We start from the raw sequence: 16,317 nt of genomic DNA on the forward strand, positions 1-16,317 counted from the left end.
GGTCTTGTGGGCTTCACTCTATGGTAATAATGCTCAATCCGAGGACGGGTCCACACCCCCTTGGGAGTAGAGCCAGGCTTCCATGGATTTTGCTAGCTCAGGGTTAATGGCTTTGGCCAAACCGATGACGGATGGCCCCGTTAATATGTTGACTAGTCCCTGAGTAATGACGTCCCGTTGATTAACTAGATAGATACTAATGAGCGTAAATCCAACCCCGGTCCATTGAACAGTGCTGAGATTTTCTGACAGTAATGATGTGCTAAACGTCAGTGCAAATACGGGGGTTAGAAATGTCAGGGCACTCAGACTTGTGAGATTGCCCTTGGCGGCAAGGTAGAAAAAGATGCCATAGGCAATGGCACTACCAAACACCGTGGCATAAAGAATTGCTAACCACCCAGTGATGGTAATACCTTGCCACTGATTGACTTCAGTATAGGCAGAGAGGCCTAATAGGGGAATACCACCTAGGATCATATGCCAGCCAGTGGCAACTACTGGGTCTACATGGCGAGAAACATAGGCAATCATGACTGTCCCTACCGCCATTGACAACGCTGCCAATAGCATTAACCACTCCCCATGCCCTAACAGGATTGTGATTAACTCTTGACCGATGGGTAACTGATTACCAAAAAACTCTGTCTGGGTGGGCCAGTGACCGGTGGTAAAACCCGTCGACATGCCTGAGACTGCACGAAGAATCCATTCGTCGGGTAAGCCGAGTAGGCTAATGCCAAGAATGCCTAATATCAAACCGATCCATCCCAAAGGACCAACGATTTCTTTGAATAGGAAACGAGCCATTAAGGCAACTGCAATGGGTTGAGAGTCGATCATGACCGACCCAAGACCGGCCCCTGTGCGCTGTAATCCTTCGGCTAAAAAACCTTGAAATAGGGTGCCGTCGACTAATGCAAAGCCCCCTATCCACGCCCATCCCTGCCAGCTTTGCGGTTGTTTACGTCCTAAAATAGCCGCCACCATTAGGACCAGTATGCCGGCGGGCATTAATCGTAATGTGGCTAGAAATAAAGGACTAGTCGTGTCAATCACCCCCTTCATTGCCACCATGGCCGTACCCCACAAAAAGAAGGGGGCAATCAAAACTAGGGCTGGTGTATTTTCCTGGTTGAAGGGGGATGCCATGCAGCGGGGAAAGAATGGGTGAGACTGAAAAACTACGTTCCTTACTATAAAGTTATGTTAAGTTCTGATGGCGTTCCCTGCAAAGCTGTTGAGCAATTTTTCGATATTATCAAGCTGTAATAGCCTACGGCAGGGGGTTATAGTAATCATCTGAACGTTCGTCGTTTATTCAGTCAATGTCTATGATTTGGCCATTCAAGCCACGTTTCCGTAAACAGATTGCCCGTATCGAAATTTCTGGAGCAATTGCAGGTGGAACTCGGAAGCGAGTATTGGAGGCCCTTGAAGAGGTCAAAGAGAAGAAATTTCCGGCACTGTTGCTGCGTATCGATAGCCCAGGCGGCACGGTGGGCGATTCTCAAGAGATTTATAGTGCGTTAAAAAAACTCCAGGAAACCGTCAAAATTGTCGCTAGTTTTGGCAATATTTCTGCTTCTGGGGGTGTCTACATTGGCATGGGTGCTCAGCATATTGTGACGAATCCCGGCACAATTACTGGCAGTATTGGCGTTATTCTACGGGGAAATAACTTGGAGCGCTTGCTCGATAAGGTTGGGGTGTCATTCAAGGTGATCAAGTCTGGCCCCTACAAAGATATTTTGTCCTTTGATCGAGAGCTGACTCAGCCTGAGCAGAAAATTTTACAAGAGCTGATTGATGTCAGTTATGGACAGTTTGTGTCGACCGTAGCAACTGCACGTAACTTAGATGAAGATGTCGTTCGCGGTTTTGCAGATGGACGTATTTTCACCGGTGCCCAGGCGCTGGAATTAGGTGTAGTCGATCGGGTGGGTACAGAAGCTGACGCCAAGCAGTGGGCCGCTGAACTCGCTGATTTGGACCCAGAGAAGGTTGAAATTTATAACATTGAAGAGCGTAAGCCGTTTTGGAATAAGCTATTGCCGGGTAATAGTCAGGCGATGCTTCCTTGGATGAGTCCTCGGATGCAGGGATGGTTAGAGTTTGAACTTGCCTATCAAGGGGTCCCCCTATGGCTCTATCAATCGCCAGGCAATACATTGCCTGGTCCGTTTGGTGGATAATCTGGGCATGGATTTCTAGCAGACCTAGAAAAGGCTACTCTATCTAAGGGGATGGTGCGAGCCAGCCATGCAATGTACAAGGGATAGGCAACATGCAGCAAGGAGAGATAGGTGACTGGCGAGTGCGTGCCATTCGAGGTGCGACTACCGTACCTGAGAATTCAATAGCTGAGATCGCGAATGCAGTCACTGAACTACTCGACGCCTTGGAAGCCAAAAATCCAATTACACCTGATTCTATGATTAGCGTTACGTTTTCAGTGACGTCTGATTTGGATGCAATTTTTCCAGCTGCGATCGCACGGCAGCGCCCTGACTGGGATACTGTTCCTTTGCTAGATGTGCAGCATATGCAGGTGTCTGGTAGCTTGCCCATGTGCATTCGTTTTTTGATCCATGCTTACATGACTCTGCCTAAAGCCGATATCTACCATCCTTATCTGCGAGGAGCCAGTGGTTTGCGCCCTGATTGGTCCAGTGTCAGCACCTCAGCCCATGTTCAATAGTGAGCATTCGATAACTTGGCGGGGCTATCATAAATCAGAAATAATCTATTACAAAGGGGTTCCAGCTTTGGCTGGAACCCCTTTGTATAAAACATTCAAAGAATTCTTATCTATCTAGTGCGCCAAGCGCTACTTCTTGTGGTGCAAGCGAATGCCTAAAAAGATGTCATAAACAAATCCCCAGAAGTCTTTGCGGTGATGCAGTCCTAATGATTGGGGAGCCCCCTTTTCGTCTAACAGAGGCTTCATCACCTCATAAGCAGGCTGGTATTTATACCAAGGTATGGATGGCCATAAATGATGCACCAGGTGATAATTCTGACCCATAATCAGCACATTCAATAGCCGACTAGGATAGACCCGTGCATTCTTCCATCTATTTTTTTCCTCAAAGGGACGATGGGGCAAATAGTCGAAGAATAGTCCTAAAGCCACGCCTACAACCAAGGCTGGTGCAAACCAATAGTTTGCAAAGTAGTTCAAAAAGCCAAAGCGATAGGCGGAGTAAATTAGACCCCCTACGACTAGACGGCTTAAAAACCATTCCAGTAACTCATACTTCTTCCACAGTCGTCGCTGGAAAAAGTAAATCTCATGGTAAAAAAAGCGCGGTGCAATCAGCCACAAAGGACCGCAGGTAGATACAAAATGGTCCGGATCATTTTCCGGATCATTGACATTGGCATGGTGCTGTAGATGTACCCGTGTAAACACGGGGAATGTAAAACCCAGCATTAATGCGCTGCCATGGCCTAAAACCGCATTGATAATGCGGTTGCTGTGGGCTGAATTGTGGGATGCATCATGAATAACCGTTCCCACTAGGTGTAAGCCCACCGTGTTTAAAACAAAACAAATCCAGTGGGGAAAGCTCCAGGCAAAATACCCAAACGTAGCAATAGTCACCAATAGGACTGCTCCTACGAATATGAGTAAGTCTGGGCTAACACCACCGTCCGCGTCTAAAAGATCCTTGGGTACTCGTCTAAGTACTGCCGGATGTGTTGGCACCGAAACCACAGTAATACTCCTTCACACCTATGTTTCGAAGTATACGCTACCTAGAGGTGATAATAAAGTTTTGTGACGTTATCTCATTTACTGCTTAACACTTTCCAAACTGACTCAAAACAATCTACTGCTTGATAATCAGTGCCAACGTTTTTTCTGACGGTTGTCTAGCCAACATCGTTGGAGAGTCTAAGAAAGGATTGAGTCTCTAAGCTTTCAGGTAGGCCTTAACCATAGAATTCAAGGGTTTTTGAAGCACAATCGAGCCCTGGCATGATACTATCCGGTGGTTTGTTAACACATGTTCACATCCAAAACCACTGTTTTTCGTCGAGTAGAACGGAAGGTTTAAATTGGGTGTTAACTAACCCACTATTGGGTGTTGACTAACCCACTATCGGCTAGCCCACGGACAAAGCACTATGCCACTGCGCCACGCCCTGCGTCGGACTAAGATCGTATCCACCATTGGTCCAGCTACTCAGGATCCTGCAACGTTGCGATCGCTAATTGAAGCTGGGGCCACTACCCTGCGCCTCAACTTTTCCCATGGTACTCACGACGATCATCAACGCAATATTCGGTTGATTCGCCAAATCTCGTTCGAGCTTAATCAACCCGTTGGCATCCTACAGGATCTTCAGGGTCCCAAGATTCGCCTGGGTAAATTTGAAGCGGGTTCTATTCACCTAAAAACAGGCGATAGCTTTATCCTGACTAGTCGCCAACTGCCGGGTACTGAGGAAATTAGTTCGGTCACCTATGAAGCTCTAGTAGAAGAAGTGCCAACCGGTGCCACTATTCTGCTGGATGACGGCAAGGTGGAAATGCGGGTGGTTGACAAAGACATGGAAAAGCGCGAACTCCACTGTGAAGTGGTGGTTGGTGGCAAGCTTTCCAACAGTAAAGGTGTTAACTTTCCTGGGGTTTATCTATCTATCAAGGCACTGACTGAAAAGGATAAAGTAGACCTTGCCTTTGGCCTTGATCAGGGCGTGGATTGGGTTGCCCTAAGTTTTGTGCGCAATCCTCAAGATGTTCTAGAGATTAAAGAGATCATTACGAACGCTGGTAAGCGGGTCCCCGTCATTGTCAAAATTGAGAAACATGAGGCCATTGAGCAGATGGAGGCTATTTTATCTCTGTCTGATGGTGTGATGGTGGCTCGGGGGGATTTAGGAGTAGAGCTCCCAGCTGAAGATGTCCCGATTCTGCAAAAGCGCCTGATTGCGACTGCTAATCGTCTAGGTATTCCAGTGATTACCGCAACTCAGATGCTCGACAGTATGGTCAGCAATCCTCGGCCAACCAGGGCAGAAGTTTCCGATGTCGCCAATGCTATTCTCGACGGCACCGATGCTGTGATGCTATCGAATGAAACGGCGGTGGGTGAATATCCAGTGGAAGCCGTAGCTACCATGGCCAAGATTGCCATGCGAACTGAACGAGAACAAATTTCTCCAGACTCTGATGCCGCCACCAGTCGTACCATTCCCAATGCCATTAGTCGGGCAGTGGGGCAGATTGCTTCCCAGCTGGATGCCGCCGCAATTATGTCGTTGACCAAAACCGGAGCAACGGCTCGTAACGTTTCCAAATTTCGGCCACCAACGCCCATTTTGGCAGTCACACCCCATGTTGAGGTAGCTCGTCGGTTGCAGTTGGTATGGGGAGTTAAACCTCTGCTAGTGGTGGATCTACCTTCTAGCAGTCAAACTTTCCAGTCGGCAGTCAACGTCGCCCAAGAAAAAGAATTACTCCATGACGGTGATCTAGTGGTCATGACTGCGGGCACCTTGCAAGGTGTGTCGGGATCCACTGACCTGATCAAGGTGGAGTTAGTGACCGCTGTGTTAGGCCATGGCAAAGGCATTGGTGAGGGTGTGGTCAGCGGTCGAGCCCGTGTGGTCAACAAAGCCTTAGCTGTGAGCAACTTTAATCCTGGTGAGATTTTGGTTGTTCCCAGTACTAGTGCTGATTACGTTGATATCATTCGCCACGCTGGCGGCATCATTACTGAAGATCCGAGCCATACAGGTCATGCAGCAGTGCTTGGTCTGCGTCTTGGTATTCCAGTTTTAGTGGGCGTAACCAATGCTACCGGCATTATTCGCGACGGCACCATCATCACAGTGGATGCCAAACGAGGTGTGGTGAACTCAGGTGCCACTAATCTTCATCCCCGAGAGATGATGACCATGGCATATTAGATGTCTCATACGAAATCCTGACTGATCGTGCCCGAAGTAGCTGTTACACAAAACCGTGTAACAGCTACCCCTATGTTTGACTCAATTAGGATTATCTATGCATTGTCCCAGTTGACATAGGGAAGATTGGCAGCTGTTGCCTTAATTTGCACTGCTTGATTTAACAGTTGACCGCACGCGTCCCAAGTGCCGTTGATAAACATTTGACGGTTGCCTTCTTTGATAGCAACTGACTCCCTAAAGTTGTCCCCAGCGACAGTCTGATTTTCCAAATCGAGAGAAAATTCCTTGTCAGGAGACTTTGCGATGAGTGCTTGCAGGCTGGCAACAACTTCAGGGGTAGCTGTAGCGCAAGGCATACCGATCGCAACACAATTGCCTAGAAAAATTTCTGCAAAACTTTCACCAATAATCGCTTTGATGCCCCAGCGCATAATAGATTGAGGTGCATGCTCACGGGACGAACCACAGCCAAAGTTACTATTTACTACCAAAATTTTGGCGTTTTGATACTGAGATTGATCAAATGAATGGGTGCCGTTACCCTGGACGCGATCATCGGCAAAAACGTTCTCTCCTAATCCGTCGAACGTCACACAGCGAAGAAAGCGAGCCGGGATAATCCGATCGGTATCAATGTCATTTCCGAGGAGAGGAATACCGCGACCGGTGACCGACATGATTTGAGACATTGTCTGAACCATAGAGAAACTATCCTGGTGTGCTGATGGGCCATATTCAAACCAAGAGCCGCAAGGCTCAATAAGCCAGGTGGTTAACCTTGGATGTGTTTAAGGCACTACTGTGTAATACGTTACTAGTCCACCATGGTAACGTGATGTCAAACGTTCTCTCGTTAATTCTGCGACTATATGGTCACGAAAATTTGATGCTACCCAGTGATGAGCAATGGCAAGACTTAGCACCCAAATTTCCCAGCATAGTGGGAACCCGGCAGATCATCATAATTGATGTCCACCGGGTTCAAATCTCATGCGGCTATGGCATGCCCCTGTATGACTACCAAGGACAACGCCCCACATTGTCTGCTTGGGCTGAGAAAAAAGGTCCTGATGGTTTGCTCAGTATCAGGTCGAAAAAGGGAGTGTGAGCATTGATGGTCTTGTCACGCCCATTGGTCAACTCAACACTTAAAATCCGAGTTGGCTGCGAGCAGAGGCATAATTTGTACCTTTAAACTCCCACTCAACCTAGATTTTGAGGCTTGGGTTGATGCCCCCTTTTTTAAGTCCGATAGAGAAACTCAAGATCGACATGATCAGGCGTATTGGCAGCATCGTAATAAGGACGATTGGTCAGCCAGACTGACTGGTATGGTTTTAGCTTGTAAACCCCATGTAGATCATCAAAGCTTTCGCCGCTAATGAGATCCATCCAACTATCAGTATTTACTAAGTTGAGTTCGTTCAGATGCAGAGTATGGGGGTGGTTGCTGAGATTATGAATCGAAAAAATGCTCTGATCGCGAGCTAGGCTCTGACGCCAGAAGGCAAAAAGAGCTGGATTGTCTGGATGCAAAGTGTATTGAGTTGCATTTGGATGAAATGCCTTCTGCTGACGACGAATTTGAATAAGACGTGATAGCTCTGCTAATACAGTTGCTTGGGGAGATTCAGGATTTTCAAGAAGAGTATCTAACCGCTGTTTATCCCAGCAGTGACGGTTGATCGAGCGATTGTGACCAGTGGCTTCCATGCCTTCGATGTCGTTAGGTGTGGCCAACAAACTATGGATATAGAACGCAGGAATTCCCTCTAGGGACATCATGACTGTTTGGGAGCAGATAAAACGCTCAATCTGCCATTGATCTGGCCCTTGAGCCGTCCCTTGCAGTGCATCAAATAGAGAAATATTGATCTCATAGGGAGATTCACTACCATCGGCTTTACTGCGCATACTAATTTGCGCACCAAAGCTTCGCATGGTGTTTATGAGTGTTTGAAATTCTCCATCCTCTAACAGTCCTTCAGTAGGCCGCAGACCAATACCATCATGGGATGCGGTGAAGTTGAAGTAAGCGCAGCCAATGGGAGCTGGAGGCATACTCATCATCCATGTTTTGAGGTGATCTGCACGACCCTGCATCAACGCATTCAGCAGCAGCGGTGGCAAGCTGAAGTTGTAAATCATATGGGCTTCGTTGCGGTCCCCAAAATAGCTGAGGTTTTCGCGATTAGGGACATTAGTTTCGGTAATCAGGGCAATCCCTGGATCTACCATTTGTAAAATTTCGCGAAATGTTTGAATTAAAGCGTGGGTCTCAGGCAAATGAATGCAACAAGTGCCTGGGGATTTCCATAGGAAGCCAACCGCATCTAAGCGAATATAACGGGCCCCATGACGGGCATAGGCCAGAATAATATCGATAAATTCTAAAAAGACATCTGGATTGCTGTAGTCTAAATCGACTTGATCAGCGCTAAAGGTCGTCCATACATGTTGGACTCCTTTGATGGTTTCCACTGGAGTTAACACGGGGCTGCTGCGTGGCCGCACGACATCAGCAGTGGGAGTATCTTTTGGCAGATTAATAAAGTAGTTGCGACCTGGTAACTGATCCTGTTTGAACTGTTCAAACCAGTCGCTTTTGCTAGAGACGTGATTAGCAACCAAATCAAACATGAGATTAAAGTTGCGTCCAATGGCTTCAACGTCGGCCCAATTACCCAGACGAGGATTAACCTCCAAAAAGTCTATGACAGCAAAGCCATCATCAGAGCTATAGGGAAAAAAGGGCAGAATATGAACCCCTGTCACGGTGTCGGCCAAATGAGTATTGAGAAACTGGTTTAGTGTTTGTAGAGGGGATGCATCCTCGCTGCAAATACTATCACCGTAGGTAATGAGTAGAATTTTATCCTGATCCCATTTACCTAAATCCTCCTGGGAGTGTGACTTAAGCTCCTCCTGGATCATGTCGTAGAGCCGAGGGAGCAGACTATCGATTTGTTTCTCGGCATAGACCCTCTTTAGAAGGGGATAAACCTTAGCTGTAAAGCGTTCGAAGGATATTGCAGCTTTAGACGTTGTCAGCATGAATAAAGTCTGATGTGTATTGCGTTGGCAGGCACCAAAGGTGCAGAAAAGCGGATGCAGTCAAATAAACTTAAGGCCCAAGGTAAAAAACCTTGATCCCGCAATTTTTCAAATATTCCTGATGAGTGAATGTCTAGCGAGTTTTTGAATAACTAGATCAATTAAGGTCTATTTGGGACAGCTTAACCCAGGTGGTTGGATAATTCACCACCTAAAAGAATTGCCTAATATTGGATACCAGTAGAATTCAATAATTGATCTGTGGGATTTGTTCTTATGAGTAACTAGGTTATCACTGGTTTTTTCGAAAGGTTTGGATGTCAGTACAAATATCGGGGATGCTTCATATCTTTAAATAAACTCTGAAGCCTATCTAAAATGTGGAATTGTGAGGATACTCAGAAAAAATAAAAAAGGTATCTGGTAGATTGCCAGATACCCGTATGTGATTTAAGGGCCTGTGATGTAATCAAGACATAGCTAAAACCCTTGGTTGGTTCATGAATTATCATCCTGATGGCTCAGAGCAAGTTTAAGTTCACTAATGGTGTGTGAATTAAATTTCGCCAAAACTTATGAAAGCATGCTCAACGGCAAAATTAGATAGCGTTGATGAATTGTCAGCCATCCTTCTTTGCGAAAATCTCTGAGCAAGCGTGTTACCGTAACACGCGTGGTACCAATTGTGGTTGCTAGTTGGTGATGCGTGAGACGAATTGTCAGCCTTACACCTTGAGGTTCGACCTGGCCAAACTCCTGGGCTAGCATAATCAAAAGCTGACGCAATCGATCGGCTACCAGACGCTTACCAGATAGGGCAAGCCATGCTTCTGATTGCTGAAGACGTCGTGATAGGTGAGTAAATAATCCTGCCATCAGGGTGGGTGAATTTTCTAGCTCTGCCATAGATAGGGGCAAAACATCAACTGGTGTTAACGCTGTTGCCCAGTAAGGACTAACGCCCGTTAAGCTCAGACCAAAGGGCATGGAAGGACCTGCTAATCCCAGCAATGTTTCACTGCCATCTGGATGAATTGTGTGGAGTTGGACAATACCTCGGCAAATCACATAGATTTCACTACGTCTGAGGGGAATGCTATGCGCTGCTGTAAATTGTGTAAGATTTCTCTCGTGGTAAAGCTGCTCTAGTAGAGCAATATAGTGATCTGATGTGCGACTTCTTTGGGTGAGCTGTGAGACTGACATAGAAAGAACTAGGCCCCTGTGAATGCTTTATGAGCAATCGTTTGTGTAAGTATCGACAGCAGAGATGTATTTTAGCCAACGGCAACGTCTGAATAACTCTGCTAAATATGAAACTAGTACTGCTGCTTTTCTCAATAACCCTTCAGTATGGAAAAGTAGGTGGATAAATTGTCAAATCGCCAAGGTTAATCCTTGATTTGGCAGCATTAGTTAAATTTGTTTAGTCGATAATACCGACATGATTAAAGCAAAAACTTAACGTGAGGTAATCAAAAGGTTAAGAAAAGCGAAACCTTTTGGTGGCAGGTGTTTATGCTTGAGCAGAGAAAATCTACAGTTTTGCTGTTCAGGGAGTTCTTTTAGGACGTGAGAAGCCTCTTAGAGTAGGCTGCGCACATCACTCACTTGGCCATTGATAGCGGCTAGAGCCACCATCGCCGGACTCATTAATAATGTTCTTCCTGAGGCAGAGCCCTGCCGACCTTTGAAGTTTCGGTTTGAAGAGGATGCGCTGATTTGACGTCCCTGTAGTTTGTCGGGGTTCATGGCTAAACACATAGAACAGCCAGGCTCTCGCCATTCAAAGCCAGCCTCGACAAAGATTTTATCTAATCCCTCGGCTTCGGCTTGCTGTTTGACTTGCTCAGAACCTGAAACGACAAAGGCTTGGATGCCTGAGGCAACATGACGCCCTTTGGCTACCTTGGCGGCTTCTCGTAAATCGCTCAGGCGACCGTTGGTGCAGCTACCAATGAAGCAAACATCGATAGGGGTGCCCAACATGGGCTGACCAGGGCCCAAGTCCATATAGGTATAGGCTTCTTGGATTAAGGCTTGTTCTTCTGAGGAGAATGATGCCAAGTTAGGAATGGTTTCATCTACACCAATGGCCTGATCAGGACTAATGCCCCAGGTGACTGTGGGGGCAATGTCTTGGGCGTCAAATACGATGACATCATCGTAATCGGCATCGGTATCGCTGCGTAGGCTTTCCCACCAAACAACGGCTTTTTCAAATGCGTCACCTTGGGGGGCAAATTCTCGTCCCTTGAGATAGTCGTAGGTAATCTGGTCAGGATTGACATAGCCACAACGAGCCCCACCCTCAATGGACATGTTGCACAGGGTCATGCGCTCTTCCATCGACATGGCCTCGATGGCGCTGCCAGCATACTCATAGGCATAGCCCGCGCCACCCTTTGCGCCCAAGGTGCGGATAATGTGCAAAATAACGTCTTTGGCATAGACTCCAGGTGCCAGGGTGCCATTGACTTCTATGCGTCGGACTTTGAGCTTGTCGAGGGAGAGTGTTTGGGAGGCAAGCACATCCCGTACCTGACTGGTGCCAATGCCAAAGGCAATCGCTCCAAATGCTCCATGGGTAGATGTGTGGCTATCACCGCAGGCGATGGTCATACCAGGCTGGGTGAGACCTTGTTCAGGGGCGATGACATGGACAATGCCCTGGTGACCAGACCCTACATTAAAAAAGCGAATATCGTTAGTCTTAGTGTTGCTTTCGAGGGCAACGATCATTTCCTCTGCCAGGCTATCGGCAAATGGACGGGCTTGGCTGTCGGTGGGCACGATGTGATCGACGGTGGCGACGGTGCGTTCTGGAAACATCACCGTGAGGTTGCGATCGCGCAGCATAGCAAAGGCCTGAGGACTGGTGACCTCGTGGATCAGATGTAGGCCAATAAAAAGCTGGGTCTGACCAGAAAGCAGTGTTGTAACCGTATGCAGATCCCAAACTTTGTCGAATAATGTGCCCTTACTCATGCGCTGTCTCTATCTAACAAAAATCGCTAGGCTTTCCATTCTAGCCTTAGAGGCTCACATTAAATGTCTGGTGGACAATCTATCAAAGGTATGAAAGGCCAGCTGCTGACGACAAACGGTCAGCGAACATGTTTCAATAAAAAGATACAGGACTTTATTTGTTTTTATAGAAAGGAGTGTTAGTGATGACCGCAGCACTAGTTTATTTAGTGATTTTGTTTGGCACTGCTGCCGCTGGCATGGGCATGTACTACGGTCTCAAAGCTGCAAAGCTCATCTAAGCTCATCCAAAACCAAGGATTGATCAGGAATTAGAAAATTTGCCGCCGGAGAGACATGATTTGCGTATGACATTGTCTGCATATCCAAAGGCCAAATCTTGATGACTACTGTTTCTTAAATTTTTGATATTTCAAACATTTGAAAATAGCTGTGGGTAACTGGACATAATGGTCTGCGCCCGCAGTTTTTTTATTGGTTTTTCCAGGCTGGGGTTGCCAGAATACTGATGCCTCCTATAAGAAACCAGCTAAGTACATTAATGCGAGCATCGAAGAGGGTGACGTCGAACAGACTAAACAGAATACAGCCAGTGAACCCAAGGATATAACTGAGTAACGTTGGGTCGAGGTGACTCACTAGCCGACGGAGACCCGCAAGATAGGTTCGGCCAATCACCCAGCAAAAGAGCACCATAGTGGGAATACCGGTATCACAGGCTAGATATAGCCAAAGGTTGTGGGGATGAAAAAGACGTTCGTGATCGGTCACACTAAAGGGGACATACTGATGACTAAACCCCCCTAAACCCCAGCCCAATAAGGGTCGCTGGCGAATGAGATCGATGGCAATTTGCCAGGCTTTAACCCGGGGGTCGTCGGTAAAGAGAGCAAGACTGAGATGCCGACCACCAAATCCTAAAACGAGTAATCCTGTGCCAATTGCGCTCAGAATCACGATACCCAGCAACCATACCCAGCGATGGCGTCGAACTAGATAACCGGCAATCAATAGCAGAATAACGGCGGCTATGAGGCCATTGCGAGAGCTGGTGCAAAAGATGCCTATACCAGCCAGGACCACAGCGATGCTTAAAGTCGTTGTCATCAATGGTGAGTGTGCTGAAGCTCTCGTATCAGCAGATGGCTGTGCAGTAGTCCCACACATTTGCCCGACCAGCAACCCTAGGCCCAGTCCCAATACAATGGTGAGATAATTGCTCAAAATGTTGGGGTGGCTCAGGTTGGCATGGGCACGATGCCCGGTGAAACTGACATCGAACACCCACTGAAAGATTGACCAGTCGCCAACGTGAGCTGTGATACCTGGAAATCTGACAATGTATTCAACCAAGGCCAAAATGCTGAAGGGTAAAGAGCCCAGGACGATGGCTTGGGCCACCATCGTCAATGTGGGCCTTGGCGGTTGAAAACGTTGGGCAGTCGAAAGTACGCCAATCAGAAGGAAATAGGGTAGAAAATTAGCGAGCTGTAACCAGGCGTCGCCAGCATTGGCGGCAAAGCAAGCGCTGAGTAGTAACCCTGCTGTCAGCAGTCCATACCCCTGCTGCCACAGTACCTGACTAATGGCCTGAAATCTTTGGCAAAGTGCCCCTACCATGAGGCCAACTAAGATAACCAAGCTGAGATAGCTGGCAAACGGCAGAATTACCAGGGCTGCTAGCCACAGCCAAATATGCCAGGACCCGCCTAAAAAACTGCCATTGGTAGATTGGACTGAATTAATACGCACCGTCCCCCACAATTACTACCCAAATAGTTCGAATTAGGATGTAGATATCTAGCCAGACCGACCAGTTGCGAACATAATAGGCGTCAAGATTCACTCGTTCTTGGTAGGTGATGTTATTGCGTCCTGAGACCTGCCACAGACCCGTCAAGCCAGGCAACACCTGGGTATAGAGTTGGAATTTTTCCTTATACAGTTTTACTTCGTCATGGACAATGGGACGGGGACCGACAAGACTCATCTCTCCTCGCAGAACGTTCCAGAGCTGGGGGAGTTCATCGAGGCTGGTGCGTCGTAACCATCGCCCTAGGCGCGTAATCCGTGGGTCGTATTTGAGCTTGCGGTCTTTGCTCCAGTGGGTTTGTAGCTCAGGTTGGCTTTGTAGATAGTCTTTGAGCACCCGCTCGGCATTGGGGACCATGGTGCGAAATTTCCAGGCTTTAAATGGACGACCGTTGCGACCAATGCGGGTCTGTCGGTAGAGAATAGGCCCGGGTGAATCAATGCGAATGGCCAGAGCAATTAAGACAATTAAGGGAAAAGACACCAGGCCGACAATTAAGGTCAGGCATTGATCTAGAAGGCTTTTAGTGAGTTTTGGACCAGGGAGTAAGAGTTGTTGTTGAGACTCTAGACCCAACACCCCCCCGAGATCACGGGCCGCAACCCACAGGCTAGCCATGCCAAACAGGTCAGGAATAATTAGGAGATGGGGAAAGGCACGACCGTAGTGTTGAGCAACATACAGTAACCGATCTCGATGGACCCCTGGCATGGCCATGATGGCGTAGGGAATCTGGTCACGACCAGCCAATACTGGAGCCTGAGCTAAGTTACCAATCACGGGAACGCCTTCAAGATAGCCGTGTTTGCTGACGTCATCATCGAGTACAGCTACGGGCTTGAGGCCTAGGGCCGGTTGGCGATGTAAGGTACGAATGACTAGGGCCCCTGTTTTGCCTGCCCCGAGTACCAATACTGGATAACCCCACCAAGAGCGTTTTGCGACCAAGGCCCTGAGGCCATAGCGACCCAGTAGCGGCAGAATAATCGACAGACCCCAGGCCATCAGAAATGCGGCACGGGAGTAAAGCTCTAAGTCTCGGAAAAGAAAGACGGCAGACCCCAGGGTGAGATAAAGCAGTGTGGTGGTTAGGGCTAAGCGGCGAAGTTCCTCCACTGGCCCGATACCTTGACCTGGGTATAACCCTGCTAACCCATAGCCCAGTAAAAACAGACCCAGGAACGGCCATAACTCCCAATATAAGGAAGGTTCATATTGGCCGTTGAACCATAGACGGACGTAGACGCTAATAATGCCAGCTAAGCTTAAACATAGGGCATCACACGTGATCAGAGCGGTCACCATGTAGCCGGGGTGGGCATGCACTTTGAGGGGTGCGATCGCAGGTTTAGTCGGCTGAGAAAGAGTCATGTGCACACGATGCCGAGGTCGCTAACCTCACTACTCTAAGGGATGACTTTGAAGAAAACTTGTATAGGTTTGCTCAACACAGTCACGAAACTGACTTCGAAAGCATTCGATCGAGAATTTCTCTGCCTGGTGTCGCAGATTATCCCTGTTTAATTCATACATACCCATTTCAAAGGATTTTACGGCCTGGACCAGACTGTCAACTGTCTGGTCCGGAAACAAGATGCCGGTTTGGCCATGTATTACTGTTTCAGCCACACCACCTCGACCGAAGGCAATCACTGGTGCTCCGGCTGCTTGAGCCTCCACAGGGGTAATGCCGAAGTCTTCCTCTGCTGGAAAAATAAATCCTTTGCATCGTTGCATATAATCTGCCACGGCGCTATCAGGCTGCTGTCCTAACAAGCGAATGTTCGAGCCAGCCATCGCCTTAATTCTTGACCAATCTGAACCATCACCAATAACCACTAAGGGCAGTCCTAGTTGGTTAAAGGCTGCCACTGTTAAATCGACCCGTTTATAAGGCACAAACCGGGACACCGTTAAATAAAAATTTTCACGGGGATGTTGCCACTCGAATCGGGATATATCCACGGGGGGGTAAATCACCGTCGCTGGTCGCCGGTAGGCTCGCCATACGCGCTGCTTAATAAAATGAGAATTGGCCACAAATCGATCAACACGGTTGGCACTAGTGGTGTCCCACAATCGCAAATAGTGCAAAATCAAGCGCGTCAGAGCCCCCTTCAACCCTCGTTCTAACCCGGCCTGTTGCAAGTATTGATGTTGCAAATCCCAAGCGTAGCGAATAGGAGTATGAACATAGCTGATATGCAATTGATGGGGGGCTGTTAATACCCCTTTTGCCACAGCATGGTTACTGGAAATCACCACGTCATAGTCGGATAAATCAAATTGCTCCACAGCCAGTGGCATCAGGGGCAGATATTGCCGAAAGGCTCGTTTAGACAGCGGTAGCTGCTGAATAAATGACGTTGTGACTGAACGATGTCCAATAAAATCACGCTGTTCTGGCGGCAAAAAATCCACCAGGCTAAATAGATCGGCGTCTGGATAGAGTTGCAGAATTTGTTCCACAACCTTTTCAGAGCCTGCATGGCTAGCCAGCCACTCATGCACAACGGCAACACGCATATCAAACCTGA

At 47.8% G+C, this 16,317-nt stretch carries 14 protein-coding genes; 5 read left to right on the plus strand and 9 right to left on the minus strand.

Annotated features, from left to right (window positions below):
- Positions 1-33: 33 nt before the first annotated feature.
- Positions 34-1,152: a DMT family transporter gene (locus QGP82_RS22830; RefSeq protein WP_163662385.1), complete on the minus strand. Its 1,119-nt coding sequence runs from the start codon at positions 1,150-1,152 to the stop codon at positions 34-36.
- A gap of 182 nt (positions 1,153-1,334) precedes the next feature.
- On the opposite strand from QGP82_RS22830, the gene sppA reads away from it, so the two are divergent.
- The gene (sppA, locus tag QGP82_RS22835; protein ID WP_163702793.1) at positions 1,335-2,195 is read left to right on the plus strand and encodes a signal peptide peptidase SppA; all 861 of its coding nucleotides are present in this window, start codon (positions 1,335-1,337) and stop codon (positions 2,193-2,195) included.
- A 92-nt stretch (positions 2,196-2,287) separates the two neighbouring features.
- On the plus strand, positions 2,288-2,701 hold the full coding sequence (gene aroH, locus QGP82_RS22840; RefSeq protein WP_163662381.1) for a chorismate mutase: 414 nt from the start codon (positions 2,288-2,290) through the stop codon (positions 2,699-2,701).
- A gap of 129 nt (positions 2,702-2,830) precedes the next feature.
- Here the strand turns inward: aroH and crtR are convergent, their stop codons facing one another.
- Positions 2,831-3,721, minus strand: a complete 891-nt coding sequence (crtR, locus tag QGP82_RS22845) for a beta-carotene hydroxylase (protein WP_348917908.1) — start codon at positions 3,719-3,721, stop codon at positions 2,831-2,833.
- Positions 3,722-4,134: 413 nt separating this feature from the next.
- Here crtR and pyk point away from each other — a divergent pair, with 413 nt between their 5' ends.
- The gene (gene pyk / locus QGP82_RS22850; RefSeq protein ID WP_163662380.1) at positions 4,135-5,922 is read left to right on the plus strand and encodes a pyruvate kinase; all 1,788 of its coding nucleotides are present in this window, start codon (positions 4,135-4,137) and stop codon (positions 5,920-5,922) included.
- A 95-nt stretch (positions 5,923-6,017) separates the two neighbouring features.
- Here the strand turns inward: pyk and leuD are convergent, their stop codons facing one another.
- Positions 6,018-6,614: a 3-isopropylmalate dehydratase small subunit gene (gene leuD, locus QGP82_RS22855; protein WP_499061306.1), complete on the minus strand. Its 597-nt coding sequence runs from the start codon at positions 6,612-6,614 to the stop codon at positions 6,018-6,020.
- A gap of 146 nt (positions 6,615-6,760) precedes the next feature.
- Between leuD and QGP82_RS22860 the strand changes: the two genes are divergently transcribed.
- Positions 6,761-7,033, plus strand: a complete 273-nt coding sequence (locus QGP82_RS22860; protein WP_499061133.1) for a hypothetical protein — start codon at positions 6,761-6,763, stop codon at positions 7,031-7,033.
- Positions 7,034-7,167: 134 nt separating this feature from the next.
- Here QGP82_RS22860 and QGP82_RS22865 read toward each other — a convergent pair whose 3' ends face one another.
- The 3 genes from QGP82_RS22865 to leuC all read right to left on the minus strand — a co-directional run bounded on the left by QGP82_RS22865 (position 7,168) and on the right by leuC (position 11,967).
- Positions 7,168-8,979 (minus strand): alpha-amylase family glycosyl hydrolase, encoded by a 1,812-nt coding sequence (locus QGP82_RS22865; RefSeq protein ID WP_499061134.1) that lies wholly within the window; start codon positions 8,977-8,979, stop codon positions 7,168-7,170.
- A gap of 573 nt (positions 8,980-9,552) precedes the next feature.
- Entirely contained in the window at positions 9,553-10,185 is a 633-nt protein-coding gene (locus QGP82_RS22870; RefSeq protein WP_163662374.1) for a Crp/Fnr family transcriptional regulator, read from the minus strand.
- A gap of 378 nt (positions 10,186-10,563) precedes the next feature.
- Positions 10,564-11,967 (minus strand): 3-isopropylmalate dehydratase large subunit, encoded by a 1,404-nt coding sequence (leuC, locus tag QGP82_RS22875; protein WP_163662372.1) that lies wholly within the window; start codon positions 11,965-11,967, stop codon positions 10,564-10,566.
- Between the two features lie 185 nt (positions 11,968-12,152).
- On the opposite strand from leuC, the gene petL reads away from it, so the two are divergent.
- The gene (gene petL, locus QGP82_RS22880; protein WP_163662370.1) at positions 12,153-12,248 is read left to right on the plus strand and encodes a cytochrome b6-f complex subunit PetL; all 96 of its coding nucleotides are present in this window, start codon (positions 12,153-12,155) and stop codon (positions 12,246-12,248) included.
- A 190-nt stretch (positions 12,249-12,438) separates the two neighbouring features.
- Here the strand turns inward: petL and QGP82_RS22885 are convergent, their stop codons facing one another.
- The 3 genes from QGP82_RS22885 to QGP82_RS22895 are packed head-to-tail and all read right to left on the minus strand — an operon-like array spanning position 12,439 to position 16,306.
- On the minus strand, positions 12,439-13,719 hold the full coding sequence (locus QGP82_RS22885; RefSeq protein ID WP_499061135.1) for an O-antigen ligase family protein: 1,281 nt from the start codon (positions 13,717-13,719) through the stop codon (positions 12,439-12,441).
- Positions 13,709-15,151: an undecaprenyl-phosphate galactose phosphotransferase WbaP gene (wbaP, locus tag QGP82_RS22890; protein ID WP_499061136.1), complete on the minus strand. Its 1,443-nt coding sequence runs from the start codon at positions 15,149-15,151 to the stop codon at positions 13,709-13,711. Before wbaP ends, QGP82_RS22885 begins: the two co-directional genes overlap by 11 nt.
- A gap of 30 nt (positions 15,152-15,181) precedes the next feature.
- Entirely contained in the window at positions 15,182-16,306 is a 1,125-nt protein-coding gene (locus QGP82_RS22895) for a glycosyltransferase family 4 protein (RefSeq protein WP_163696268.1), read from the minus strand.
- Positions 16,307-16,317 lie beyond the last annotated feature (11 nt).

Source organism: Leptothoe sp. LEGE 181152 (genome assembly GCF_032906605.1).
GTDB classification, from domain to species: domain Bacteria; phylum Cyanobacteriota; class Cyanobacteriia; order Phormidesmidales; family Phormidesmidaceae; genus Leptothoe; species Leptothoe turfae.